At 73.1% G+C, this 24465-nt stretch carries 19 protein-coding genes; 9 read left to right on the forward strand and 10 right to left on the reverse strand.

Features of this window, described 5'->3' with window-relative positions:
• Positions 1-27 precede the first annotated feature (27 nt).
• The 3 genes from ACZ43N_RS01345 to ACZ43N_RS01355 form a co-directional block, all read right to left on the reverse strand.
• Complete coding sequence (locus ACZ43N_RS01345) at positions 28-903, reverse strand: helix-turn-helix domain-containing protein (RefSeq protein WP_468094275.1); 876 nt, start codon at positions 901-903, stop codon at positions 28-30.
• Between the two features lie 244 nt (positions 904-1147).
• Positions 1148-3151: an AfsR/SARP family transcriptional regulator gene (locus ACZ43N_RS01350; protein ID WP_468094276.1), complete on the reverse strand. Its 2004-nt coding sequence runs from the start codon at positions 3149-3151 to the stop codon at positions 1148-1150.
• Between the two features lie 212 nt (positions 3152-3363).
• Entirely contained in the window at positions 3364-6312 is a 2949-nt protein-coding gene (locus tag ACZ43N_RS01355; RefSeq protein ID WP_468094277.1) for an AfsR/SARP family transcriptional regulator, read from the reverse strand.
• A 269-nt stretch (positions 6313-6581) separates the two neighbouring features.
• On the opposite strand from ACZ43N_RS01355, the gene ACZ43N_RS01360 reads away from it, so the two are divergent.
• From ACZ43N_RS01360 to ACZ43N_RS01395, 8 genes are all read left to right on the forward strand, one after another.
• Positions 6582-7976 carry an FAD-dependent oxidoreductase gene (locus ACZ43N_RS01360; RefSeq protein ID WP_468094278.1) on the forward strand — a complete coding sequence of 465 codons (1395 nt, stop codon included), beginning with the start codon at positions 6582-6584 and terminating at the stop codon, positions 7974-7976.
• Between the two features lie 321 nt (positions 7977-8297).
• Complete coding sequence (locus tag ACZ43N_RS01365) at positions 8298-8972, forward strand: ATP synthase subunit B family protein (RefSeq protein WP_468094279.1); 675 nt, start codon at positions 8298-8300, stop codon at positions 8970-8972.
• A gap of 3 nt (positions 8973-8975) precedes the next feature.
• Complete coding sequence (locus tag ACZ43N_RS01370) at positions 8976-9392, forward strand: phage holin family protein (RefSeq protein ID WP_468094280.1); 417 nt, start codon at positions 8976-8978, stop codon at positions 9390-9392.
• Positions 9368-10045 carry a DUF3618 domain-containing protein gene (locus tag ACZ43N_RS01375; RefSeq protein ID WP_468094281.1) on the forward strand — a complete coding sequence of 226 codons (678 nt, stop codon included), beginning with the start codon at positions 9368-9370 and terminating at the stop codon, positions 10043-10045. Before ACZ43N_RS01370 ends, ACZ43N_RS01375 begins: the two co-directional genes overlap by 25 nt.
• A 222-nt stretch (positions 10046-10267) precedes the next feature.
• Positions 10268-11485 carry an MFS transporter gene (locus ACZ43N_RS01380; RefSeq protein WP_468094282.1) on the forward strand — a complete coding sequence of 406 codons (1218 nt, stop codon included), beginning with the start codon at positions 10268-10270 and terminating at the stop codon, positions 11483-11485.
• 52 nt (positions 11486-11537) lie between these two features.
• On the forward strand, positions 11538-13316 hold the full coding sequence (locus tag ACZ43N_RS01385) for a glycoside hydrolase family 35 protein (RefSeq protein WP_468094283.1): 1779 nt from the start codon (positions 11538-11540) through the stop codon (positions 13314-13316).
• Positions 13316-15775 (forward strand): beta-galactosidase, encoded by a 2460-nt coding sequence (locus ACZ43N_RS01390; protein ID WP_468094284.1) that lies wholly within the window; start codon positions 13316-13318, stop codon positions 15773-15775. The genes ACZ43N_RS01385 and ACZ43N_RS01390 overlap by 1 nt, the downstream gene beginning before the upstream one ends.
• Before the next feature lie 127 nt (positions 15776-15902).
• Positions 15903-17012 (forward strand): LacI family DNA-binding transcriptional regulator, encoded by a 1110-nt coding sequence (locus tag ACZ43N_RS01395; protein WP_468094285.1) that lies wholly within the window; start codon positions 15903-15905, stop codon positions 17010-17012.
• 87 nt (positions 17013-17099) lie between these two features.
• On the opposite strand, the gene ACZ43N_RS01400 is transcribed toward ACZ43N_RS01395, so the two are convergent.
• From ACZ43N_RS01400 to ACZ43N_RS01410, 3 genes are all read right to left on the reverse strand, one after another.
• Positions 17100-17915 (reverse strand): SAM-dependent methyltransferase, encoded by an 816-nt coding sequence (locus ACZ43N_RS01400; protein ID WP_468094286.1) that lies wholly within the window; start codon positions 17913-17915, stop codon positions 17100-17102.
• A 121-nt stretch (positions 17916-18036) separates the two neighbouring features.
• The gene (locus ACZ43N_RS01405) at positions 18037-18249 is read right to left on the reverse strand and encodes a DUF397 domain-containing protein (protein WP_468094672.1); all 213 of its coding nucleotides are present in this window, start codon (positions 18247-18249) and stop codon (positions 18037-18039) included.
• A 67-nt stretch (positions 18250-18316) separates the two neighbouring features.
• Positions 18317-19192: a helix-turn-helix domain-containing protein gene (locus ACZ43N_RS01410; protein WP_468094287.1), complete on the reverse strand. Its 876-nt coding sequence runs from the start codon at positions 19190-19192 to the stop codon at positions 18317-18319.
• A 395-nt stretch (positions 19193-19587) separates the two neighbouring features.
• Here ACZ43N_RS01410 and ACZ43N_RS01415 point away from each other — a divergent pair, with 395 nt between their 5' ends.
• Positions 19588-20001, forward strand: coding sequence for an ATP-binding protein (locus ACZ43N_RS01415; RefSeq protein WP_468094288.1), 414 nt, complete (start codon positions 19588-19590; stop codon positions 19999-20001).
• A 156-nt stretch (positions 20002-20157) separates the two neighbouring features.
• Here ACZ43N_RS01415 and ACZ43N_RS01420 read toward each other — a convergent pair whose 3' ends face one another.
• The 4 genes from ACZ43N_RS01420 to ACZ43N_RS01435 form a co-directional block, all read right to left on the reverse strand.
• A complete protein-coding gene (locus tag ACZ43N_RS01420) occupies positions 20158-20754 on the reverse strand; it encodes a GTP-binding protein (RefSeq protein WP_468094289.1) in 597 nt (198 codons plus the stop codon).
• A complete protein-coding gene (locus tag ACZ43N_RS01425; RefSeq protein WP_249828106.1) occupies positions 20735-21109 on the reverse strand; it encodes a DUF742 domain-containing protein in 375 nt (124 codons plus the stop codon). Before ACZ43N_RS01425 ends, ACZ43N_RS01420 begins: the two co-directional genes overlap by 20 nt.
• Positions 21102-21530, reverse strand: a complete 429-nt coding sequence (locus ACZ43N_RS01430; protein WP_159774189.1) for a roadblock/LC7 domain-containing protein — start codon at positions 21528-21530, stop codon at positions 21102-21104. Before ACZ43N_RS01430 ends, ACZ43N_RS01425 begins: the two co-directional genes overlap by 8 nt.
• 101 nt (positions 21531-21631) lie before the next feature.
• The gene (locus ACZ43N_RS01435; RefSeq protein WP_468094290.1) at positions 21632-24361 is read right to left on the reverse strand and encodes a sensor histidine kinase; all 2730 of its coding nucleotides are present in this window, start codon (positions 24359-24361) and stop codon (positions 21632-21634) included.
• Between the last annotated feature and the right edge of the window lie 104 nt (positions 24362-24465).

The raw sequence follows: 24465 nt of genomic DNA on the forward strand, positions 1-24465 counted from the left end.
CCACCGCCGCTACCGGGAGAGGGGCCGCTACCGGGAGAGGGCCCGCCCGCCCCGGCCTGTGCCGTCCCGCCACTCGCTCGGGGACATCCCGTACGCCGCCCGGAACACCCGGCTGAAGTGCGTGGCGCTGAGAAAGCCCCAACGGCCCGCCACCGAGGCGATCGTGCGGCGCCCGCGGACCCCGAGCTCCAGTTCGCGCCGGCACTCCTCCAGCCGGCGGCGCTGGATCCACCGGCCCACCGTCGTGCCCTCGTCCTGGAACAGCTTGTGCAGATAGCGCACCGAGATGTGATGCGCCCCGGCGATCATCTCGGGTGACAGATCCGCGTCGGCCAGATGCTCGTCGATGAACCGCAGGATCCGTGTCACCAGCGGCGACCGCCCGCCGGGCCGCCCGCCCGCCTCCCGGCCCAACTGCTCCGTGGCCAGGGTGGCCAGCAGGTTCACCGCGTTCCGGGTGAGCATCTCGGTGACCAGCGGCCGGGCGGAGACCGCCGAGTCGGCCAGCTCGGACAGGAACGGCGACAGCAGCGAACCCAGCCGGGAGGCGCGGGCCACCGGTGCCGCCGTAACCCGCCGCACATCGCGCTCCTCCAGCCCCATCGCCTCGCGCGGTAGGAGGAACACCTTCAGCCGGAAGCGGTCCGGGAACTCCAGTGACGGCGGATCGTCGGCGTCGTAGAAGCAGATGTCGCCGGGCCCCAGGGCGAGGTCCGGCAGGCGCTTGGCGGGGCGGGCGCCGGTCCCGCACACCCCCACGAACAGATACTCGCCACCGGTCCGCGCGGTCAGCCTGTAGGGCTCCGCGCGGGGCGGTTCCTGACCCGGCAGCCGGGCCGGCGCCTCGTCGAGGACGGCGATACGCAGGGCCGGGGCCCCGAGAGCGCTGGTGTCGGAGATCATCTGTGGCTGCCTCCCGGGCCGCTCGAACACACCGTCGGTCACTGCCCCCGGAGCGTAGGAAGGAGGAGGTGCAAAAAAAGTGACGGCGAAGTGACGGCGCCCGCAGGGGGCTTGCCGAGGGTGCCGCCAACCGGTGCCGAGTGACCGGTGGCCGGTCGCCGACGGCTGGTCACCTGGCTGGTGACCAAGGGCTGTCCCGTAATCCCCGGCGTCGTGCGCCCGCCGGGGATCATGGGAAAGCCCCTCAGGGACGGTCGCCCTGCGACATGTGGGGGCCGAGGCGGTGGAGGGCGGCGCGGCGTTCCGTGGGGGAGTCGTACCTCTCGGTCAGCTCGGCGGCGAAGAGACGCAGCAGGTCGTGCTGGACGTAGCGGCCGGGCGCGTGTTCCGTGACGAGGTGGGCGTCGGCGAGTTCGTCGAGCAGCAGCCGGGTGCGGCGGGGCGGGAGGCCGGCCAGCGCGGCGGCGGTGCCGGGGGTGAGGTCAGGGCCGGGGCGCAGCGACAGCAGCCGGAACAGTCGGGCGTTCTCCGGGGGCAGCCGGCGGTAGGAGGAGTCGAAGGCGCCGCGGATGCCGGGCGCCCCTCCCGTGCCGGCGAAGGCGTCGAGCCGGTCCCCCGGGTGCCGGAGTTCGGCGGCGATCGCCGAGAGCGGGAAGTCCGGACGGCCGACGGCGCGGGCGGCGACCACGGCCAGCGCCAACGGCAGCCGTCCGCACCGCGCGACGATCTCGGCGGCGGCCCCCGGTTCGGCGGCCACCCGTCCCCGGCCCACGCGGCGTGCGAGGGCGGCACGCGCGTCCGCCGCCGACGGCAGGTCCAGGGGCAGCGGACGGGCGCCCGACGCGGTCAGTCCGGACAGGGCGAGACGGCTGGTGACCAGGGTGAGGCTGCCCGGGCAGGCGGGCAGCAGCGGCCGTACCTGCTCGGTGTCCGCAGCGTCGTCGAGCAGCACGAGCACCCGCCGCCCGACCAGCGTGCTGCGGTAGAGCCCGGCCAGCGAGTCCGGCCCGTCCGGCATCCGCGCGACGGGCACCCCGAGCGCGGCGAGCATCCCGCGCAGCGCCACCGCGGGCTCCAGCGGGGGCCGCGTCCTGTCGAACCCCCGTAGCGCCACGTGGAGTTGACCGTCCGGGAACCGGTGGGAGACCCGGTGCGCCCAGTGCACCGCGAGGGTGGTCTTGCCGATGCCGGGCATCCCACTGACCAGGACGGTCGTGGGCGCCCCGGCGGCGGCCGAGTCGGTGACCCGCAGCAGCGTGTCGAGTTCCGCCCGTCGGCCGACGAAGGCCGTCAGGTCGGGCGGCAGTTGGGCGGGGCGGACGGGGACGGACGGCGATTCCGGGACGGCCCCGGGGACGGTGTCCGACGTGGGTGTGCGGTCACCGGAGGGCGGGGCGGCGACGGGGGCGTCGCGGAGGGGAACGGGCGGCCGGAGCGGCTGTCCTGGTGCGGTCGGCCGGAGTGTCTGTCCTGGTGCGGTCGGCCGGAGTGGCCCCCACTCCTGGCGGAGCACCCGGGTGTGGGCGGCAGTCAGCTCCGGGCCGGGGGCGATGCCCAACTCCCCGGCGAGCAGCCGCCGTACGTGCTCGTACGCCGTCAGCGCCTCCGCCTGGAGACCGGACGCGGCCAGGGCCATGATGAGACCCGCCTGGGACGACTCGTCCAGGGGGTCGAGTTCGACGGCCCGCCGCAGATGCGGCAGGACCAGCTCGGAGCCGCCGCACAGCAGCGCGGCATCGGCGGCCATCCGCGCCGTGCGGGCCAACTCTCGTTCCAACGAGGCGAATTCGGTGTGCTCGCGGACCGGCGTGGGGATACCCATCGCCACCGGGCCGTGCCAGTCGCCCAGGGCGTCCACGAAGTGCCGTAGCGCCGCCTCGGACCGCCCGGTGGCCGCCGCCCGCTTGCCGCGCTTGGTGAGCGCGCGGAACCGCAGCAGGTCCACCTCGTCCTCGGTGGCCTCCAGCAGGTAACCGCCGGCGCGGCGCAGCACGCGGCGCCCGGGTGCGCGGGGCGGCAGATCCGGTTCGAGGAGCCGCCGCAGCGCTCCGGCGTACCGCCGTACGACGTTCATCGCGCTGGCCGGCGGTCGCCCGGGCCAGAGCACGTCGACGATCTCGCCCGCGGGCACCGGGCGGCCCGCCCGCACCACCAGCAGGGCGAGCAGGGCACGCTGCTGGGGGAAACCGAGGTCCAGCTCCTCGTCGCCCCGGCACACCCGCAGGGGCCCCAACACCTCGAACCGCATCGCTTCCCGCACCCCGACACCCCCCGACCGCCCACACCCCGCCCCATGGACCGGCGACCCCGTCGGGCCGTCCCACCCGTCCCCGAGTTCAGGGAACCGAGCCGCCGCGCCCCCGGTCAACGGGCCCTCCTCGGCCACACGCACGGCCACTCGGCGCACACCGGCGGACGGTGACGCGGCCGGTGCGGTGGACGTCTCGGGTGTCCCGCCGGTCACACACATCGGTCACCGACCGCGAGCAGGGCCCTGACCGCGTCGGCGTCGGGGTGGCCGAGGGTGATGAGGATGGTGAGCGCCTGCTGCCAGACCTCCTGGGCGTCGTCGTGGTTGCTCATCGCGCGATGGGTGTCGCCGATGTGGACGAGGGTGCTCGCCTCCAGATAGGGCACGCCCAGCTCCTGGTAGAAGGCGAGCGCGTTGCCGTAGCCGAGGAGGGCCTGACGGTGGCGGCCGAGATGGTGGTAGGCGTAGGCGATGCTGTGCCAGGTCGCCGCCTGGCCGTAGCGGTCACCGAGATCCTGGAGCAGGGGCAGGGCCTGGAAGCAGTGGCTCAGCGCCTCCCGGTACTCGCCGAGCAGCGCGTGGTACCAGCCGACCGAGTTGAGGACGCTGGCGTGCGCGGCCGGGCGGCCGCTGTCCCGGAAGAGTTCCAGGGCGATCCGGTTGTGGCGCAGCGCGCCGGGCAGATCGCCCTCCTGGTCGCAGGTCCAGCCGAGGCTGCGGTGGGTGTCGGCCCGCCCGATGTCGTCGCCCAGCCCGGTGAAGAGCTCCAGGGCGCGGTCGAGCCGGGGCCGGGCCAGGTCGTGCAGGCACAGGCGCCCCTCGGCGCGGGCCAGCGCACGCAGCCCCCTGGCCTCCCACTCGGGGGCGCCCAGCCGGAGGGCGGCGTCGAGTGCCGTCCGCTGGGTGGCCGCCCAGTCGTGCCAGTGGCCCCGCCGGTCGAAGTACGGCTCCAGTGACCAGGCCAGCAGACAGGCGAGCCGGTCCCGACCGGAGCGGACCGCCGCCTCGGTCACGGCCAGGAGCACCGGGTACTCGGTGGTCAGCCATTCCAGGGCCTGCTCGTGATCGCCGAACGACTCGACCCGCACCCCCTCCGGGACCGGCCCCGGCGCCAACGGATCCTCCTGCGGGGCGAGCAGCCGCTGGCCGGCGTGGGCGGCATGCAGGTGGTACGCGTACAGCCGCCCGACGGCCGCCTCGTGCCCCGCGGCCGCCTCGTGCCCCGCGGTCGTGTCGCTCCCGGTGGGCGTGCCGCCGTCCGGCTCGGGTCCGGCTTCCCGAAGCAGTCCGGTCGCGTGGGCACGCAGGAGGTCGTGGAGGGTGTAGCGGCCGGGGGCCTGCTCGTGGATGAGCTGGACGTCGGCGAGCTCGGTCAGCAGCGACCGGGCCCGGCGCACCGGGAGCCCGGCCAACGCGGCCGTCGCCGGCGCGGAGAAGTGAGGGCCGGGGTGCAGTGCGAGGAGCGGGAAGAGGCGTGCCGCGTCGGGGGAGACGGCACTGAGGGACCACGAGAACACGGCGCCGACGTTCGCGGAGGAGTCGCTCCGGCTGAACGCGTCGAGGCTGCCGTGCGCCTCCCGCAGTTCGGCCGCGATCGCCGACAGCGGGAAACGCGGATGCGCGGCGGCACGGGCCGCCACGCACGCCAGGGCCAGCGGCAGCCCCGCGCACAGCGCGGTGATCTCGGCCACCGCCCGCGACTCGCCCACGAGCCGGTCCGCACCCAGCCGCCGTTCGAGGAACGCCCGCGCCTGTTCGGTGTCCAGTGGCCGCAGGGTCAGCGCGTGGGCGCCGTGCGCGGACACCAGCCCGGTCAGTTGGTTGCGGCTGGTGACGATGGCCAGGCATCCGGGCGCCCCCGGCAGCAGCGGCCGTACCTGTTCGGTGTCGCGCGCGTTGTCCAGCAGTACCAGGAACCGTCGTCCGGCCAGCAGGCTGCGGTAGAGCGCGGCGCGGGCGTCCACGCCGTGCGGAACCCGCTCCGGCGGCACGCCCAGCGCGTCGAGGAACACCCGTACCGCCTCGTCCGCGCCCATCACCGCGCCCGAGGAGGCGAAGCCCCGCAGATCGACGTACAGCTGCCCGTCCGGGAACCGGTCGGCGACCCGGTGCGCCCAGTGCACGGCGAGCGTGGTCTTGCCGATGCCGGCCATACCACCGATGGCGCTGATGACGACGGTGCCGGGGGCGGCGGTGTCCAGGAGAGCCAGTACCCGCTCCAGCTCCGCCCCGCGGCCGGTGAACGTCCGCAGATCGTGCGGGAGTTGGGCTGGGATGGGTGTGGGTGTGGGTGTGGGTGTGGGGGATGGTGTGGTTGCGGTCGTTGAGCGGCTCGGGGCGGGGGAAGGAGTCGCGGCCCCCGGCGACGCGTCGGCGCTGCGGGGTGCCGCATCGCGCAGTACCGCCCGGTGCGCTTCCCGCAGCTCCCGCCCCGGATCGATCCCCAGCTCGTCGGCGAGTCGTGTGCGGGCCGCCCGGTAGGTGCTCAGTGCCTCGGCCGCTCGTCCGGTGGCCGCCAGGGTGAGGATGAGCCTGGACAGCAGGGGTTCGTCCAACGGGTCGCCGAGCGCGGCCTCGTGGAGTACCGGCAGCACCGCGTCGGGTATGCCGGCGCGCAGGGCCTGGTCGGCCGCGTCCCGTACGGCCGCCAGGCGCTCTCGGTCGAGCTGGCCGAACCCCGCCCGCTCCCGGAGCTCGGCGGGGAGGCCGGTGCCGACCGGGCCGCGCCACAGCTCCAGGGCCTCGGTGAGGATGTCCACGGCCCGCGCGGACGGTGCGTCCGGGTCGGCGGCGGTCCGCCGCGCCTCGTCCCGCAGCCGACGGAAGCGGAGCAGATCCAGACAGTCGTCGTCGGCCAGGAGCCGGTACCCGCCCGCATCGCGGACGAGCCACCGCCCGACGGCACGGTTGGGCAGTCCTGGCTCCAACCATCGCCGCAGGGAACCGACATGACGCCGTATCACATTGATGGCACTGTCCGGTGGGCGTCGCCCCCACAGCACGTCGACGATCTCGCCCACCGCGACCGGCCGCCCCGCCCGTGCCAGGAGCAGCGCCAGCAGCGCCTGTTCCTGGGGACGCCCCGGGGGCAGTTCCACCCCCGCCCGCCGCACCCGGACCGACCCCAGAACCGCGAACCACACCGGCTCCAGTGCCAATGAGGCCCCCTTGTATCTCGTATCTCGTATCTTCTGTGACCCCATGACGATACGTGGCATCGCGAGTTACCTAGAGTTACGTGCGGGAGGGTGGCGATGGACGGCGGCAGGCGTCGGTGCGCCGCCGGGTGGTCCGCCGGGGCGCGGTGATACTGGTGTCCGTCGGCAGGGAATCTCCGGAAGAGGGGGCACGTTCGGTGAACTCGGTTCGCGCAGAGGGTGGTTGGGGATCGACGGAATCGGGCGGCTCGGCCGGTCGGCACGCGGTCGTGGTCGGGGGCAGTCTCGCGGGGCTGCTCGCCGCACACGTCCTCGCCGGGCACGCGGAGCGGGTGACGATCGTGGAACGGGACCGCTTCCCCGCCGACGACGCCGGGAGCACCCCGGCAGGTACGGCGCCCCGGCCCGGCGTACCGCAGAGCCGGCATCCGCACGTCCTGCTGGAGGGCGGTCAACTCGCCCTGGAGGCGCTGCTGCCGGGGTTCATGGAGGAGCTGCGGGCGGCGGGCGCGCCGCGCGTCGGGATGCCGGAGGACATCGTGCAGTGGCAGAGCGGCCGTTGGCTCCGGCGGGTTCCTGCCTCGACCCACATCCACACCGGCTCGCGGGCGCAGATCGAGCGGCTGATCCGGCGCCGGGTGCTGGCCGATCCCTCCGTCACGCTCGTCGAGGGGACAGAGACCGTGGGACTCCTCGGCGACGCCTCCCGTGTACGCGGTGTACTGCTCCGCGAGCGCGGCGACGGCCCCCGGGGCGAGCAGCGGGAACTCGCGGCCGACCTGGTCGTCGACGCCTCGGGGCGCGGGACCAGGGCCCCGCGCTGGCTGACGGCCGTCGGGGCCGAGGCGCCGCACGAGGAGACCATCGACACCGGCCTGGCGTACGCGTCCCGCGTCTACCGCGACACGACCGGAACGCTCGGCGCCGATCCGACCGCCGCGGCACTCGGGTTCTATGTCGTCCCCAACCCCGCCCAGCCGTACGGCGTCGTCGTGCTGCCCCTGGAGGACGGTACGCATCTGGCCACCTTCTCCGGGCTGCGCGGCGACGAACCGCCCACGGACGAGGAGGAGTTCGAAACGTATGCCAAGCGACTCCCGCATCCGGTGGTGCATCGCTGGATGCGGGATGCCGAGCCGCTCTCGCCGGTGTCCGGCTTCCGGCGGACCGCCAACGTCCGGCGCCGCTACGATCTGCCCGGCCGCCGTCCCGCGGGGTTCCTCGCGACCGGCGACGCGCTGTGCACGTTCAACCCGATCTACGGGCAGGGCATGGCCGTCGCCGCGCTGAGCGCCGTGGCGCTGCGTGACGCTCTCGCCGACCCGCGCCGTACGCCCAGCACCCGCCGCGTGCAGAAGGCGCTGCTCGCCGCGTCCCGGCAGGCCTGGGACATCTCGGCCGGGGCGGACAAGAAGATGCCCGGAGCGATCGGCAACGCCGCGGCGGCGCGGCCCGCCGACCGGGTCGCCGGCTGGTATCTGCGCCGGGTCCAGGAGCGCACGCCGGGCGACCCCGTCGTGGGCCGCGCCTTCCGCTCCGCCCTCACCCTCAAGGAGCCGCTGACAGCACTCTTCGCCCCGAAGGTGGCCCGGGCGGTCCTCTTCGGCCCGGCCCACCCGACCCCCGAGGAGCCGCCGATGACGCGAGAGGACGCGGACGCCTGAGGGGGCGCCGAGCGGAGGGCGCGGCGAGGGGGGTGTGCCGCCGGCTCAGTTCAGTGATCACTCAGGCATGCTGCTCGGCCGAGTGCCGGCCGAAGGCCCGTCGGCACAGGTCATCGTCGTCGTCGGATGGAAGAAAGCCCCTGCACGTGCAGAGATTGCGGTACCGAAGGCCGCCGGGATCGTAGTCCGCGTCACGCAGTCGACCAGTGCCCTTCAGGAAGAGGGGATAAATCACCTCAAAGGTGTGTGAACAACAACAAAAAAGTCACTCGCCTACACAACGCGCTCAAAGTTACGTGACCGTGTGAGGAGGAGTGGCTGATGAGCGAGGCAGAACAGGGCAACTCGACGAGGTTGCGGCAGACCGGTGAGACGGCCAAGGCCGAGGCGTCGGCCACCGCCGATCGCGCCAAGCAGGCCGCGGGGCAGGTCGGGGGCACCGCCGTGGAGCAGGCCCAGGCCGTGGTGGGGGAGGCGCGTCAGCAGGCCGGCGCGGTCGTCCGCGATCTGCGGAGCCGGGCGATGAACGAGGTGGAGGAACAGGCCAGGCGGGCCGCCGACTCGATGCGCCACTGGGCGGACGACCTGGCGGGGCTGGCGGAGAACGCGCCGAGCGACTCCCCCGCCCGCGGCCTCGCCGCTCAGGCGGCCGACGGCGGGCACAAGGCGGCCGACTATCTCGACCGGGCGGGGGTGGACGGCGTCCTCACCGATGTGCAGGACTTCGCCCGTCGACGCCCCGGCATGTTCCTGGGTGGCGCGCTGCTGGCGGGGCTGGCCGTCGGGCGGCTGGTGAAGGTGGCGGCGAAGGCCGACGGGTCCGACGGGCAGGGACAGCGGTCCACGGCCCCGGCCGAGGGTCGCCCCACTGCGCTGCCCTCCGCGCCGCGGCCGGAACTGCAGCCGGAACTGCAGCCGGAGCTGCAGCCGGAGCTGCAGCCGTCCGTCGGCATGCCCCCGGGCGGTGCGGCGGCCCGTGCCCATCCGGAGGTGTGAGCGATGTCCTCGATCCCGTCCCGTCACCTGGAGACCCGGGCTGAGGACACCTCGGTGGGCGAACTGCTGTCCGCCGTGACCTCCGACGTCCAGACCTTGTTCCGGCAGGAGGTCCAACTGGCCAGGACCGAGGTCAAGCAGGAGGCGACCAAGGCGGGCAAGGCGGCCGGCATGTACGGCGGCGCCGGATTCGCCGGCTACATGGTCCTGCTGTTCCTGTCCGTGGCCGCGCTGCTGGGCCTGGCCAACGTGATGGACGGCGGCTGGGCCGCCCTCATCGTCACCGCGGTGTGGGCCGTGGTCGCGGCGGTGCTGTACCAACGGGGCCGCACCCGGATGCGCACCGTGTCGCCGAAGCCCGAGCACACAGTCGAGACACTGAAGGAGGACGCGCAATGGGCACGTCACCCGACCAGATGAGGGCCGAGATCACCGCCACCCGGGACCGGTTGTCCGCCGACGTGAACCGGCTCGCGGACCGTGCAAGCCCTCGGAAGATGGCCCGTCGTCGCACGCGCAGGATGCGCGGTGCCGTCTCGGGCATGCGGGAACGGGTCATGGGATCCGCCTCCCAGGCCGCCCACGAGGTCGGCGGCGGAGCGCAGTCGATGGCCGGATCGCTGCAGGAGGGCGGTCGGCAGGCGGTCGACACCGCCCGCCAGGCGGCCGACCAGGCCGGCGAAGCCGTACGGCAGGCTCCGGACCAGGCGATGCGCCAGACGCAGGGGAACCCGCTGGCCGCCGGTCTGATCGCCTTCGGCGTCGGCATGCTGGCCGCCTCGATGGTGCCCGCCTCCCAGGTGGAGCGGGAGAAGGCCGGCGATCTGATGCAGCGCGGCGGCGAAGCGCTGGAACCGGTGAAGCAGGCCGCCCTCGACTCCGCGCAGACCCTGAAGGAGGAGGCCAAGGAGAGCGTCCAGAGCGCGGCGCAGGAGGTCAAGGACACCGCCGCGGAGGCCGCACGCACCACGCAGGGCGAGGCCCGGGACCAGGCCACCCAGGTGGCCGATCAGGCTCGCGACTCCGGACAGCAGGTCACCGACGAGGCCCGGCGGCAGTCCGGCCCCGGCTGAGCACCGCACAGCCGACGGGATCCGCCGCAGCCCGCGCCCCCGCCGACGGGCAGGACCGGCCGCACGCCGTCCGTGTCCTTGCCCGTCGGCACACCCATGCGCGGTCCGAAACCGGGTCGCGGTCGGCCACCCGACTCCGGTGCTCGGGTGAACGGCGTCTTGACGGGCACAATGTTACCGGTAACACTGCGAGGGTCCCCGCCGCGACGAGGTGGAGCCCGCGTGCCCGACATACCGACCGCACAAGACGTGAACCACCCCCAAGTGATCAAGGAAGCAAGGGTTTTCAGCCCTGCCGCCGTGGTCGCCTCCTGTGCGGGGTTCGTGCTCATCGGCGCCCTCCAGGCGCTGTACGGGCCCGCCATCCCCGCCTTCCGTGACGAGTTCGGGCTGTCCCCGTCGGCCGCCGGGCTCGGCCTGAGCGCCCACTTCGTCGGCGGCGTCGCCGGTGTCCTGCTCTTCGACCGGCTCTACGGACGGATGGGCAACCGGACCATCCTCGGCGCCTCGTACCTGCTGATGGCCCTCGGCGCGGCGGGCTTCGCGCTCGCCCCGAACTGGCCCCTCGGCCTTGCCGCCGCCCTGCTCGCCGGTCTCGGCTTCGGCGGTATCGACTACGGCCTCAACCAGCTCTTCGCCGTCGGCTTCGGCCGGCGCTCGACGGCCATGCTGAACATCCTCAACGCCCACTTCGGCATCGGCGCGATCCTCGGCCCCGCCCTGATCGGCGCGGTCGGCGCCGAGCACTACCCGGCGGTCTTCCTCGCCTTCGCCGCCGCCAACCTGCCGCTGCTGCTGTGCCTGCGCGGCGTACGCGACCGAGCGCCCCTGACAGCCGCCCCGGAGAAGGACGCCGAGGGGGCCGGCGGGTCCGCCCTCAGCCGCGGTCTGGCCTCGGTGCTCGGTGTGTTCGTCGCCCTCTACGTCCTGCACGTGGGCATCGAGGCCGGCGTAGGCGGCTGGGAGCCCACCCACCTGGAGACCGTCGGCTACGGCGCCGGGGCCGCCGCCACCGCGACCTCCGTGTACTGGCTGATGCTGACCGTCGGCCGCTTTCTGGTGGTCCCCATCGCCCTGCGGTACTCCCCTCAGACGATCATCGCCGTCTCCTGCGCGGGCATGACCGTCTGTCTGCTGCTCGCCGTCGTCCCGTGGCTCGCCCCGTTCGCGTACGCCGGCGTCGGCCTCTTCATGGCACCGATCTTCCCCACCGGCCTGCCCTGGCTGAACGCCGCAGCGCCGCGTGCCCGCAGCGCCGGAGCGCTGGTCATCGCCGCCTCCATGGTCGGGGGAGTGGCCGCCGGGCCCGTGCTCGGCAAGGCCATCGAATGGTCCGGCGTCCGCGCGGTGCCGCTCCTGCTGTGCGGGGTCTCCGCCCTGTGCCTGCTGGCCACGGTGTGGCTGATCCGCGCCACCCGCGCCGACGCCCCGTCCGTCTGAGCCGAGTCCGTCCTCCGAGTCACCCGCACATCCCAGCCGAAGGGAAACAGCCTTGCGCCCGCCCGCCCTCACCACCTCCTCCGACGGTTTCCTCCTCCACGGCGAGCCGTTCCGGATCATCTCCGGCGCGATGCACTACTTCCGCGTCCACCCCGACCTGTGGGCAGACCGGCTGCGCAAGGCCCGGCTGATGGGCCTGAACACGGTGGAGACCTACGTCCCCTGGAACCTCCACCAGCCCGACCCCGACAGCCCCCTGGTCCTCGACGGCCTGCTCGACCTGCCCCGCTATCTCAGCCTGGCCCGCGCCGAGGGCCTGCACGTGCTGCTGCGCCCCGGCCCGTACATCTGCGCCGAGTGGGACGGCGGCGGTCTGCCCTCCTGGCTCACCACGGACCCCGACATCCGGCTGCGCACCAGCGACCCCCGGTTCACGGACGCCCTCGACCGCTACCTCGACATCCTGCTGCCCCCGCTGCTGCCGCACATGGCGGCCCATGGCGGACCCGTCATCGCCGTCCAGGTCGAGAACGAGTACGGGGCCTACGGCGACGACACCGCGTACCTCAAGCACGTGCACAACGCGCTGCGCTCACGGGGCGTCGAGGAGCTGCTGTTCACCTGTGACCAGGCGGGCTCCACCCACCACCTGGCCGCCGGAAGCCTGCCCGGCGTGCTGTCCACCGGCACCTTCGGCGGCAGGATCGAGGAGTCGCTGCGCAAACTCCGCGAGCACCAGCCCGAAGGGCCGCTGATGTGCTCGGAGTTCTGGATCGGCTGGTTCGACCACTGGGGCGAGGAGCACCACGTCCGGGACGGCGCCGACGCCGCCGCCGACCTCGACCGGCTGCTCGCCGCGGGCGCCTCCGTCAACATCTACATGTTCCACGGCGGCACCAACTTCGGCTTCACCAACGGCGCCAACCACGACCAGTGCTACGCCCCGATCGTCACCTCCTACGACTACGACGCCGCCCTCACCGAGTCCGGCGACCCCGGCCCCAAGTACCACGCCTTCCGCGAGGTGATCGCCCGCCACGCCCCGGTCCCGGCCGAGCCCGCCCCGGCCCCGTCCCCCAAACTCTCCGGCATCGCCGTCGAGCTGGACCGCACAGCGCCCCTCCTGCCGTGGGCCACCGCCCAGAGCACGCCCGTCACATGCACCGACGACCCGGCCACCATGGAGGAGCTGGGCCAGCGCTCCGGCTACGTCCTCTACCGCAGCGCCTTCCCCGAGCCGGGCGACGGCCTGCTGCACTTCACCGGCGGGGTCGGCGACCGCGCCCAGGTCTTCGTGGACGGCGCCCCCGTCGGCGTACTGGAGCGCGAACGCCACGACGAGACCCTCCCGCTGCGTGTGCCCCGCGCCGGCGCCAGGCTGGAGGTGCTGGTCGAGAACATGGGCGGGGTGAACTACGGGCCCCGCATCGGCGCCCCCAAGGGCCTGCTCGGCCCCGTCACCTTCAACGGCACACCCCTGCACGGCTGGGACGTCCACCGGCTGCCCCTGACCGACCTGTCCACGGTCCCCTTCGTCCCGGCCGACGCGACGATGCCCGCCACCGTCCCCGCCTTCCACCACGGCACCTTCGACGTCGACACCCCCGCCGACACCTTCCTCTCCCTGCCCGGCTGGACCAAGGGCCAGGCCTGGGTCAACGGCTTCCACCTCGGCCGCTACTGGAACCGGGGCCCGCAGCGCACCCTCTACGTCCCCGCCCCCGTCCTGCGCGCCGGCACCAACGACCTGGTCCTGCTGGAGCTCAACGCGACCACCGCCGCCCGAGCGCACTTCACCGACACGCCCGACCTGGGACCGGTGAAGCCCTGATGACGGCCCCCCACCAGCTGCGCCTCCCGGCCCACCCCCCGCCCCCGCTGCGTGGGCATCTGCCCTTCGCGGACGTCCCCGGCGCGAGCGACCCCATCGAGGTCAACAGCCGCTGGCTCACCCGCGGCGGCCGCCCCTGGTTCCCCGTCTCCGGCGAGTTCCACTTCACCCGCTGTCCCGCGGGGGAGTGGGAGGAGGAGCTGCTGAAGATGAAGGCGGGCGGGGTGACGGTCGTCGCCGCGTACGTCATCTGGATCCACCACGAGGAGACCGAGGGCGACCTCCGCTTCGACGGCGACCGCGACCTGCGGCGCTTCGCCGAGCTCTGCGCCCGGCACGGTCTGGACTTCATCCCCCGGATCGGCCCCTGGGTGCACGCGGAGGTACGGGGCGGGGGCCTGCCCGACTGGGTCCTCGCCCGCACCGACGCGCCCCGCACCGACGACCCGGCCTATCTCGCCCCCGTCCGCCGCTGGTACGCGGCCGTCGCCGAGCAGCTCCGCGGCCTCGACCGGGGCAACGCCGGCCCCGTCGTGGCCATCCAGATCGAGAACGAGCTGTACGACCAGCCGGGCCATCTGCTGACCCTGAAGCGGACGGCACAGGAAGCCGGACTCGCCGCCCCGCTGTGGACGTCGACCGCCTGGGGCGGCGTCCAGCTGCCCCCGGACGAACTCCTGCCCCTCTACGGCGGCTACACCGAGACCTTCTGGACCGAGGCGGACGCCGGCTGGCCCGACACCTGCCGCACACACTTCTTCTTCACCCACCAGCGCGACGACGAGGGCATCGGCGCCGACCTGCGCCCCACGACGGTCCGCGGCGGCGATCCGGACGCGCCGGCGGACCGCTTCCCCTGGGCGACCTGCGAGCTGGGCGGCGGCATGGCCGTGGCCTACCACCGCAGGCCGCGCGTCGACGCCGCCGACATCGGCGCCCTCGGCCTCACCAAGATCGGGTGCGGATCGGTGTGGCAGGGCTACTACATGTTCCACGGCGGCACGAACCCCCGGGGGAGCACCGCCTCCCTCCAGGAGTCCCACGCCACCGGCAGCCCCAACGACCTGCCCCTGCTCACCTACGACTTCCAGGCCCCGCTCGGCGAGTACGGCCAGTACCGCCCCTCCTACGACGAACTCCGCCTCCAGCACCTGCTGCTGGCCGACTTCGGGCAGCTCATCGCCCCCATGACGTCGGTCCTGCCCGACCGGCGGCCGACAGGGCAGGACGACCGGGAGACCCTGCGCTGGGCGGTGCGCGGGGACGGGCGGTCCGGCTTCCTCTTCGTCAACAACCACCAGCCGCACGAGCCGCTGCCGGACCACACGGACGTCTCCTTCACGGTCGACTTCCCCGACGCGCCGCCCCTCACCCTGCCGTCCGCGCCGGTCACGGTCCGCCGGGGCGCGTACTTCTGCTGGCCGCTGCGGCTCGACCTGGGCGCACTGCGGCTGGAGTGGGCCACGGCGCAGGCGGTGTGCGTGGTGGGCGGCGCGGGCGAGGGCGCCGGAGGAAGCGGCCACCCGGTGCTGGTGCTGGCCGCCATCGACGGCATCACCCCCGAACTCGCCCTGGACGCACGGTCGGTGAAGGCGGTGCGGGCGCCCTCCGGTGACCTGACGACCGTCGGGGGCCGCCTTCTCGTCACCGGACTGCGGCCCGGCACGGACGCGCTGGTCGAGGTGGACACCGCCGACGGCGGCCGCGTCGACCTCCTGGTCCTGGACGCGGCGACGGCCCGTACCGCCTACCGGGGCCGCGCCTGGGGCGCCGAGCGGCTGCTCCTCGGCGACGGCGGCGTCGTCTTCGACACCCACCGGGACGAGGTACGGGTGCACGGCCCGTCCCCGGAGCCGTCGCTCGCGGTGCTGCCCGCGCCACGGGCGGCACCCGTGATCGCCGGGGGCACGGTCAAGGAGACGGCGGACGGGGTCTTCGCCCGCTACACGGTGGTCACGGCGGCGGCCGAGGCACGGGGCGGCGCGGACGGCAGGAGCGGGGCGGACGGCAGGAGCGGGGCGGGCCGGACCCTGCCCGTCGTCCTCGTGCGGCCGGCGGGCGAGGCACCGCCCACCGCGTTCGGCGTGCTCGGGCGGGCCAGTGCGCCCGCGGACGAGCACTACGACGCCGTCGCCGCCGAGTACCACGTGCCGGTGCCGGACGATCTGCCGCCCGGCACCCTGCTCCGTGTGCACTGGACCGGCGACGTCGGCCGCGCCTACGTCGGGGACCGGCTCGTCGCCGACCAGTACTACTCCGGGCGCGTCTGGGACCTCGCCGTGGACCGGCTGCGGACGCAAGGGGAGCTGCGTACGGCGGGCCTGCGGCTGAAGATCCTGCCGCTGCCCGCCGGGGCGCCGGTGTACATTCCGGGCCGGACCAGCGACTCCCCGCTGCCGGCGGAGATCGACCGGGTGGAGTGGCTCACCGTCCACACCCTGCCGTTCCGCGCGGGCTGACCGCGAGGCCGGGGCAGAGGCCCGCGCCCCTGCTTCTCATCGGCTCCCCGGCACCCCGGGAGCCGCACCTATTCTGTGAACCCCGGCGGGACGCCGTCCCGCCACCGGTCGAAGAAGGAAGCGCCGCATGCCCCGAAGCACCACGGACGGCACCGCGGCCGGGGGCGCCGGTGCGGCCGGCGGCCCCAGACCCACCGGCAGCCGCAGCAGACGGAACTTCGCCGGCGCCCGGCCGGTGATGGAGGACGTGGCCCGGCTCGCCGGCGTCTCCAAGCAGACCGTCTCCCGCGTCCTCAACGACAACCCGGCGGTACGCCCGGAGACCCGCGAGGCCGTGCGCGCCGCGATGCGCACCCTCGGATACCGTCCGAGCCGCAGCGCGCGATCCCTGGCCAGCGGCCGTACCCGCATGCTCGGAGTGATCTCGTTCGACGCGGCGCGCTACGGCCCCGCCTCCACGCTCACCGCCATCAACACGGCGGCCCAGCAGGCCGGCTACCTGGTCAGTTCCATCGCGCTGGACACGGCGGACCGCGACACGGTCGTCCAGGCGGTGGACCGGCTGTCGGCCGAGGGCGCGGACGGGATCATCGCCATCGCCCCCCAGCGTCCGGTGGCGACGGCGTTGGCCGGGGCCCGCCCCGACACCCCGCTGGTGATGCTCGACAACGGCCTCGGCGACGGCACGCCCGTGGTGTCGTCCGACTTCCGGTCCGGCGCGCGGCTGGCCACCGAGCATCTGCTGGGCCTCGGCCACGCCACGGTCTGGCACATCGCGGGGCCCACCGGCTGGACGTCCGCCGACCGGCGTGCCGCGAGCTGGCGCGAGACCCTCACCGGGGCCGGCGTCCCCGTGCACGAACCGCTCGTCGGTGACTGGAGCGCCGACTCCGGCTACGCACTGGGGCGGCGGCTCGCGGACAGCCCGGACGTCACCGCCGTCTTCGTCTCCAACGACCAGATGGCCCTCGGTCTGCTGCGGGCCCTGCACGAGGCGGGCCGCCGCGTCCCGGACGACGTGAGCGTGGTCGGCTACGACGACATCCCGGAGGCCGCGCATCTGCTGCCTCCGCTGACGACCGTCCGCACCGACTTCTCCGAGATCGGCACCCGGTCACTGCGGCTGCTCCTGACCCAGCTGGACGAGCCCGACGACGCCGAGGAGCCCTCGGAGACCGAACAGGTCGTCCCGGTCGAGCTCATCGTCCGCCGCAGCACCGGCCCGGCACCGCGCTGACCCGGCCGCCGCGAGGGCCACCCGGGCTCCGCGGCGGCCGGACGGCGCGGTACCGGCGGGACGGCGCCGGGAGAGCGCCGCCCACGATTACGGCTTGCGGGCTATCGCCCCGTACATCGCGATGTCCTCGTCGCGGATGTTCTGCTCGCCGGTGCCGTCCGGGTGCCACTTGTGGACCTGGACGATGCCGGGCTCCACGAGCTCCAGGCCCTCGAAGAACTCATGAGCCTCGTCGATGGTGCGCAGCCGCATCGGCATGTCGCGGGCCGCGTACTCGCGGGCGACCCGGCCCACCTCCTCCGGCGCGAACTCGGCGGTGCCGATGGTCATCGCGAGGTAGCTGCCGGAGGGGAGGGGTTCGAGGAGCCGGCGGACGATGCCCACCGCGTCGTCCTCGTCCAGGACGAAGTGGACGATCGCGATCACGGTGAGCGCGACCGGCTCGGTGAGGTCGAGGGTCTCCCGGAACTCGTCGGAGCCGAGGACGGCGTCCGGGTCCTGGAAGTCGGCCTCGATGTACGCGGTCCTGCCCTCCGGGGTACTGGACAGCAGACCCTGGGACAGGGTGAGGACGATGGGGTCGTTGTCCACGTAGACCACCCGCGACTCGGGGGCCACCGACTGGGCGATCTCGTGGAGGTTGGGGGAGGTGGGGATGCCGGTTCCGATGTCGAGGAACTGGCGCATGCCGGCCTCCTCGGCGAGCCAGCGCACCGCCCGGTTCATCCAGTCGCGGTTGGCGCGCATATGGACCGGCAGGGCCGGCCACTCGCGCGCCATCGCGTCACCGGCCTCCTTGTCGGCCGGGTAGTAGTCCTTCCCGCCGAGGATGTAGTCGTAGATGCGCGCGGAATGCGCGTGCTCGGTGTCGATCCGGTCGGCCGGCCATCCGTTTTCGGGCAACGCCGCCCCTCCCATCAGGTCGTTCGGTCCAGGTGCACGGTCGGGCAAAGCCCGGGGTCCGGCGTGCGCCGAACCCCGGTTCAGCAAGTGGTGCGTCAACACAGCGTGGCAGCAAGGGGGTTCACAGCAGGAAGTCGGCCTCGCCCGCCTTCACCGCGGCCAGGAACGTGGTCATCTCCCGAGGGGTGAAGACCAGCGCCGGGCCGTCCGGATCGGTCGACTGGCGGACGGCGACCCGCCCGTCGGCCAGCTTCTTCACCTCCACGCAGGCGCCGCCCGCGTCGTCGCTCCAGGGCCGGCGCCAGTCGTGGGCGCCGAGCTCGCGGGCCGGCATGCCGTTGCGTACATCGCGAATGTCACGTATCGAGTGGCGCACTTCCTGGGATATGTCGTGGTGCACGTCAGAGCTCCTTGCGTAGGGCGCCGAGGAGGGCCTCGGTCTTGCGGGGAGGCGCGGACTGCGCGCCCAACCGGTCCATGGCCTCGCGGTAGACGACCACGTCGCCCCCCTTGTCGAGGTACACCGCACCCACCAGACCGTTGAGATAGACGATGTCCGGCAGTTCGGGTGCCCTGAACCGGAAGAGATGGAACGCACCGGCCCGCATCGCCGGATGCGGGCCGTTCCGGAACGGCATCAGCTGCACCGTCACATGCGGCAGCCGACTGAGCTCGATCAGATGGTCGATCTGGGCGCGCATCACGTCCGGTCCGCCCACCGGCCATCTGAGCACCGTCTCATCCATCACCACCCACAGCCGAGGCGGCTGCTCCCGGGTGAGCAGTTCCTGGCGGCGCATCCGCAGCGCCACCCGGCGCTCGGTCGCCTCGGTCGCCGCGTGCGGATTGCCGGCGCCCAGCAGGGCCCGCGCGTACGCCTCGGTCTGCAGCAGCCCGTGCACGAACTGCGCCTCGTACGCGCGGATCTGGAGCGCCGCCTGTTCCAGGCTCAGATAGGCGGCGAACCAGTCGGGCAGGACATCCCGGTAGGTGTGCCACCAGCCGCGCTTGTTGGCCTCGCGGACCGATTTGAGGAAGGTCTCGATCTCCTGCTGGTCGCTCACCCCGTAGACCCGGAGCAGTTTCTCGACATCCGCGAGACGCAGCCGGGCGACCTTGGCGGCCTCCATCCGGCGGATCGTCGAGTGACTCACCCCGATCGCCTCACCGGCCTGCTCGAACGTGAGCCCGGCGCGGGTGCGCAGCTCCTCCAGCTGTCGGCCGAGGATCATGCGCAGTACGGAGGGGGCCCCGCCCCAGTCGGTCTCCGCAGTCACACCCACCTCCCGGCCTCGCTGACGCAGTCTGGCACGATCTTGGCTCGAACGGCGGCAACCTGCGATCGGCGAATTGCAAATTTCAACTTGCTGGTTGCGAGGTGTTGTTCACGGATGCCAGAGTGGGACCACCGTCACGGCTTCGGTGAACGCTGGGGCTGAGCGGCCAGGTTGGGGGAGATGTGGCCGCAACTCAGCGCAGTGCGCCGCGAGTTGCACGACCCTTGCGGCGGATGGCGAGGCCGGCCGTGGCACCGGCACCACTGACGGTGCGAAGAGCCCACGAAAGGCATACGGCGATGGCTCCGCCCCTCCTCCCCCAGTCGTCGGACCGGTTACCGCCGACCATGTGTCCACCCACCCACAGAGCCACCTATGAACCCCACCGAGCGGGCGTGTTCGGACTGCCTGCGGTGCCCGCCTCGGTGGGTGAGGCACGCAGAACCGTCCGCGAACTGCTCGAAGAGTGGGGAGTGACTCCGGACACCCGCGAGGACGCCCTCCTCATCACCTCCGAACTTGTCACCAACGCGCTGACCCACACCACGAGCGAGTGGATCGCGTGTCGGCTGCACCTCACCGGGCAGCGGCTCCGCATCGAGGTCGAGGACCAGAACAGCGGCCACGCCCTGCCCGCCCGACGCCGACCGGGACCCGACGACCAGAACGGACGCGGGCTCATGCTGGTCGGCATGCTCAGCAGCGACTGGGGGGTCAACGAAACCCCACAACGGTCCGGTCGCGTCGTCTGGGCAGAACTGCCGTCGGAGGGCCGGGAAACCGCCGAGCCCGCCCCTCCGACGGCGTGACCTTCCACCGGGACGGCACGGCCCGGTCTACGCTTCCCTCTCCGTACGGCGAGTGGGAAGCATGGTGGGTAGCCAGTGCGAGATCGATGTCCTGGTGCTGGACGGGTAAGGGGCGCCAGAGGCCGCGCCGTCGGCCCCGCCCCGGGATCCGGGCCGTCAGAGCTGTCCGCTCGCCGCCAGTCGGGCCTCCGCCTGCGCGCGGGCCGCTTCGAGCACCGCAAGCAGGACCGTCTTGCTGGACTGGCGCTCCCGTACGTCGCACAGGACGACCGGCGTCGACGGGTCGAGGTCGAGGGCCTGTCGGACCTGCTCGGCGGTCGCATCGCGGCGGCCGTCGAAGCAGTTGACACCCACGGCGAACGGGATGTCGCGGGACTCGAAGAAGTCGATCGAGGCGAACGACGCGTCCAGACGGCGGGTGTCGGCGAGGACCACGGCGCCCAGCGCCCCTGTCGACAGGTCGTCCCACATGAACCAGAAGCGGTCCTGGCCCGGCGTACCGAAGAGGTAGAGCACCAGCTCGGGCGAGATGGTGATACGGCCGAAGTCCATGGCGACCGTGGTCGAGGTCTTCTTCTCGACGCCTGCCAGGTCGTCCACGCCCACGCTCGCCGTGGTGATGCGCTCCTCGGTCTCCAGCGGGTCGACCTCACTCACCGAGCCCACCATGGTGGTCTTGCCGACGCCGAAACCTCCCGCGATGAGGATCTTCAAGGCGGTGGGGAGGATCGGCTCAGAGCTGACGGATACCATCCATCACCCTTTCGATGAGATCCACGCTCGGCTGCTCGGTCAGCGCGGGCGGGGCCTGGACAATGATCAGCTCGGCGTTGAGGAGGTCGCCACAGAGCACCTTCACCACACTCACCGGCAGATCCAGGGTCCCCGCGATCTCGGCCACGGCGACGGCACGTTCGCGGCACAGCGCGAGGATCGCCATGGCCTCCGGCTCTAAGTGGTCCTGCTCCGACTCATGGGTGAACCGGGAGACCACCAGCGTGATCAGCGTGAAGTGATGTCTGCTGTGGCGGGTACGGCCACCGGTGATGGCGTACGGCCGGACATGGCGTCCGGCCTGCTCATCGTCGAGCCATCGCGGTTCACGCATCCTGGACGTAACCGGACGGGGCCTCCACGCGTGGTGCCGCACTCAGGTACTTGCCGACCTGCTTGACCAGAGTGCCCATCTCGAACGCCATCATGCCGACGTCCACCTCCTCCGAGGCGATCGCGGCCAGCCGCGCACCCCGGCCGGCGGCCGTGACGAAGAGGAACGCCCGCTCCATCTGGATGACGGTCTGCTGCACCTCGCCGCCGTGGAAGTGGCGTGCCACACCCCGCGCGAGGCTGTGCATGCCGGAACCGACGGCGGACAGGTGCTCGGCGTCGTCCCGCCGGATGTCCCTCGACTTTCCGATGAGAAGGCCGTCCCCGGACAGCACGACGGCGCAACGGATCTCCGGAATCCGCTCGACGAGTCCGTCCAGGAGCCAGTCCAGCTGGGGACCGGGTTGTACCTGCTCAGTCATTGCTGAATGTTCCTCACAGTTAGTCGGCGCCAGGGGAAGCGCCGGTCAGGTGGCGCCATTGGGGGGTGCGCCGAGTGGTGGGGCGCCAGGGGAAGCGCCCGTCAGGTGGCGCCGGGGCCGCGCGGTGGTGACTGCCGGTCGTGGGTGCCGTCCGGCTCGCCCGGCTCGGAGAGCCGGGCCCGCTTCAACCCCTGCTGTATCGCGATCATGGCGCGGGCCGAGGCGTCGGGGGAGAGCCCCGCCTCGGTGTCGCCCTCCCGCAGCCCGTCCGCGGCTTCCTTGCGGAGCTGCTGTGCGAGGCTCGCTCCCCGGGTCCGCTGGGGCAGGACCTGGGGGGTGGTCAGGGGTCCGGAGGAGGTGTCCCGGCCGGAGGCGGCGGGGGAGGGGCGCCCGGTCAAGGCACCCGACCCCGTGGCGGTGGGCCCGAGCCCGGCACCGCCTCCGCTTCCGTACCGGGGTCCGCCTCCGGTCCCGTACTCCGTTCCGGCGCTCATCCGGGTGCCGGAACCGTACTCGGATCCGCCGCCGTACCCGGCGCCCGGACCCTGGTGCGCCGCCCCGGCCGTGCCGACACCACTGGTCATGGTGGTGTGCGGCGCTGTGGTCTGCCCGGCGGGCGGCGTGTGGTGCGTGGCGGGCTCCTGCGGGGGAGCCCAGTCGGTCGTTCCCGCGGACCGGGCCGTCGGGGGTGCCGATTCGGGTGGCAGCAGACCGGCACCTCCGTAGTCGGGGAACCCGCTGTGGTCCGGCATCCGGGTGTCCGTCAGCAGGTTCCCGGGAGCAGCCAGGGGGCCGGGGCCGCCGGAGGCGGCACCGGCGCCCACACCCGCGAGCACTCCCGCGGTCAGTGGCTCGGACACGTCGGAGGCGGGGCGCCCACCCCCGCCGAGCCCGGTCCGCTCACTGCCACCGGAGGAGACCGCCGCCATGTTCGACGCGGCGGCGGCCGACGTGAGCTGGTCGAGGACCGGCGAGTCCACCTCCTCCAGGAGGTCCGCCGGCAGCAGCACGACGACGAGCGTGCCGCCGTACACCGACTCGCGCAGCTCCACCTTGATGTTGTTGCGTGCGGCGAGCCGCGCCACCACGAAGTGCCCGAGGCGGGGGTCCTCGCCGAGGGCGGTCATGTCGAGCTTGGGCGGGTGGGCGAGGAGGTGGTTCGCCTTGTGCCGCAGCTCCTCCGGCACACCCAGGCCGTGGTCCTCGACATGGATGGCCAGGCCCTTGGCGACCTTGGTGGCGCTGACGAACACCTGGGTGTCCGGCGGCGAGAAGCTGGTGCCGTTCTCGATGAGTTCCGCGAGCAGATGCGTCACGTCCGACACGGCCCGCCCGGTCAGGGCCAGCCGCCGGTCAGCCGGCTGGTTCTTGATCTTGACGCGGGTGTACGCCTCGGTCTCCGCGACCGCGCTGCGCATCACGTCGGTGATGGAGACGGGCGCGGTCATCCGGCGGGTGGGCGGCGAACCGGAGAGGATCACCAGGTTCTCCGCGTGCCGGCGGACACGCGTGGCGAGGTGGTCGACCTTGAAGATGTCCTTCAGCAGGTCGGAGTCCTCGTGCTTGCGCTCCAGGTCGTCCAGGAGCGAGATGAGGCGGTGGATCAGGATCTGCGTCCGGCGGATCAGCTGGGCGAAGACCTTCTCGGAGCCCTCCCGGCCGAGGTTCTGGCGTACCGCGCTCTCCGCGGCGACCCGCCCCAGGTGGTCGATGGCGCCGGCGAGCCGCTCCATCTCGTTCGCCGAGGGGTGCCGCCCGGTGGCCAGGGACTCGGGCTCTATTCGCTCGCCCCGCTCGATCCTGGCCAGCAACTGAGGCAGCCAGACGTCCGACAACTCCTCGGTCCTGCGCTGGAGATCGGTGATCCGGCGCAGCGTGGAGCGCCTGCCGCGGGAGGCCAGCAGCGCCCCGGCCGTCAGCGCGGCCAGGGTGGCGGCGGAACCCAGCAGGGTGGCCAGGAGCAGATCGTCGGCGCGGTCCGCACCGGCGTCGGCGACGCCCCGCACGGACTCCGCGCCCAGCGACTGGAGATCACGGATGACCACGTCCCCGGCCCCGGGCCAGGTCGGTGCCTGCCGGGGCAGGGCGGTGCCCTCGCCGTTGGCCATGGCGTCCTCGACGACGCCGATGGTGGTCCACTGCGCGCTGTCGGTGATCTCCCCGTAGGAGGCGGCGCCCCCGGCGGGCAGATCACGGGCGTTGAGGGCCGCGCGGATCTCCTGCTGAATCGCCAGGTACTGGGAGAACCGGGTGCGCGCCTGCGCGGTCAGCTTGCGCGAGGGCAGCGCACCGGAGATCAGCGCGTCCTCGCGGGAGAGCATCTCGGTGAGCCGTACGACCGCCGTGGTGGCCTCGGCGGAGTGTGCGTGGCCTCCGTCGTCGCTGCTCATGGCCGCGCCGAACAGGTTCACCCCGGCCTGCACGGCGCCGGTGAAGTACTGGAAGGCGCCGTCGCCGTCGAGTTCCCGGTCGTCGATCGCCGAACGCCGGTCCGACAGGTCGTCCAGCGCCTCGTCGAGTTCTTCCGCCAGGTCCCGCAGCCGTGGCGTGTCGAGCGTGGACATGGACGCCTTGCGGTACGAGGTGACCGCGGCGTCCGTCTTCTCGCGGGCCACGTCCAGCTTCGAGCGGTCCGACCCGGCGCGGCTCGTCTGCCACACGGCCGTGAGCCGGCGCTCCTCCTGGAGCCGGGACAGCACGGTCTGCGTGGGCGCGGCGACGGAGGTGGCACGGTCCGACTCGGCCCACAACCGGATCTGTTCGTCGACCAGCCCGGCCGCCGTGTAGCCCCAGATTCCCGTGGCGAGGACCGCGGGCACGACGAACGGCACGACGAACGAGTACCGGAGGGATGTGCGAGAGGCGGACCGATGACGTGTTCGCCGGTCGCGGTTGCCTGGCATCTGATTCCTCGTACGACAGCGAAAATCCGATG

Source organism: Streptomyces sp. NPDC030814 (genome assembly GCF_055572155.1).

What these genes read in the sequence shown, in the direction of transcription:
- ACZ43N_RS01430 (WP_159774189.1), bottom strand. Translation starts at nt 21,530, where the DNA reads ATGACTGAGCAGGTACAACCCGGTCCCCAGCTGGACTGGCTCCTGGAC.
- ACZ43N_RS01365 (WP_468094279.1), top strand. Translation starts at nt 8,298, where the DNA reads ATGAGCGAGGCAGAACAGGGCAACTCGACGAGGTTGCGGCAGACCGGT.
- ACZ43N_RS01390 (WP_468094284.1), top strand. Translation starts at nt 13,316, where the DNA reads ATGACGGCCCCCCACCAGCTGCGCCTCCCGGCCCACCCCCCGCCCCCG.
- ACZ43N_RS01425 (WP_249828106.1), bottom strand. Translation starts at nt 21,109, where the DNA reads ATGCGTGAACCGCGATGGCTCGACGATGAGCAGGCCGGACGCCATGTC.
- ACZ43N_RS01350 (WP_468094276.1), bottom strand. Translation starts at nt 3,151, where the DNA reads ATGCGGTTCGAGGTGTTGGGGCCCCTGCGGGTGTGCCGGGGCGACGAG.
- ACZ43N_RS01405 (WP_468094672.1), bottom strand. Translation starts at nt 18,249, where the DNA reads ATGCCGGCCCGCGAGCTCGGCGCCCACGACTGGCGCCGGCCCTGGAGC.
- ACZ43N_RS01375 (WP_468094281.1), top strand. Translation starts at nt 9,368, where the DNA reads ATGGGCACGTCACCCGACCAGATGAGGGCCGAGATCACCGCCACCCGG.
- ACZ43N_RS01395 (WP_468094285.1), top strand. Translation starts at nt 15,903, where the DNA reads ATGCCCCGAAGCACCACGGACGGCACCGCGGCCGGGGGCGCCGGTGCG.
- ACZ43N_RS01370 (WP_468094280.1), top strand. Translation starts at nt 8,976, where the DNA reads ATGTCCTCGATCCCGTCCCGTCACCTGGAGACCCGGGCTGAGGACACC.
- ACZ43N_RS01345 (WP_468094275.1), bottom strand. Translation starts at nt 903, where the DNA reads ATGATCTCCGACACCAGCGCTCTCGGGGCCCCGGCCCTGCGTATCGCC.
- ACZ43N_RS01420 (WP_468094289.1), bottom strand. Translation starts at nt 20,754, where the DNA reads ATGGTATCCGTCAGCTCTGAGCCGATCCTCCCCACCGCCTTGAAGATC.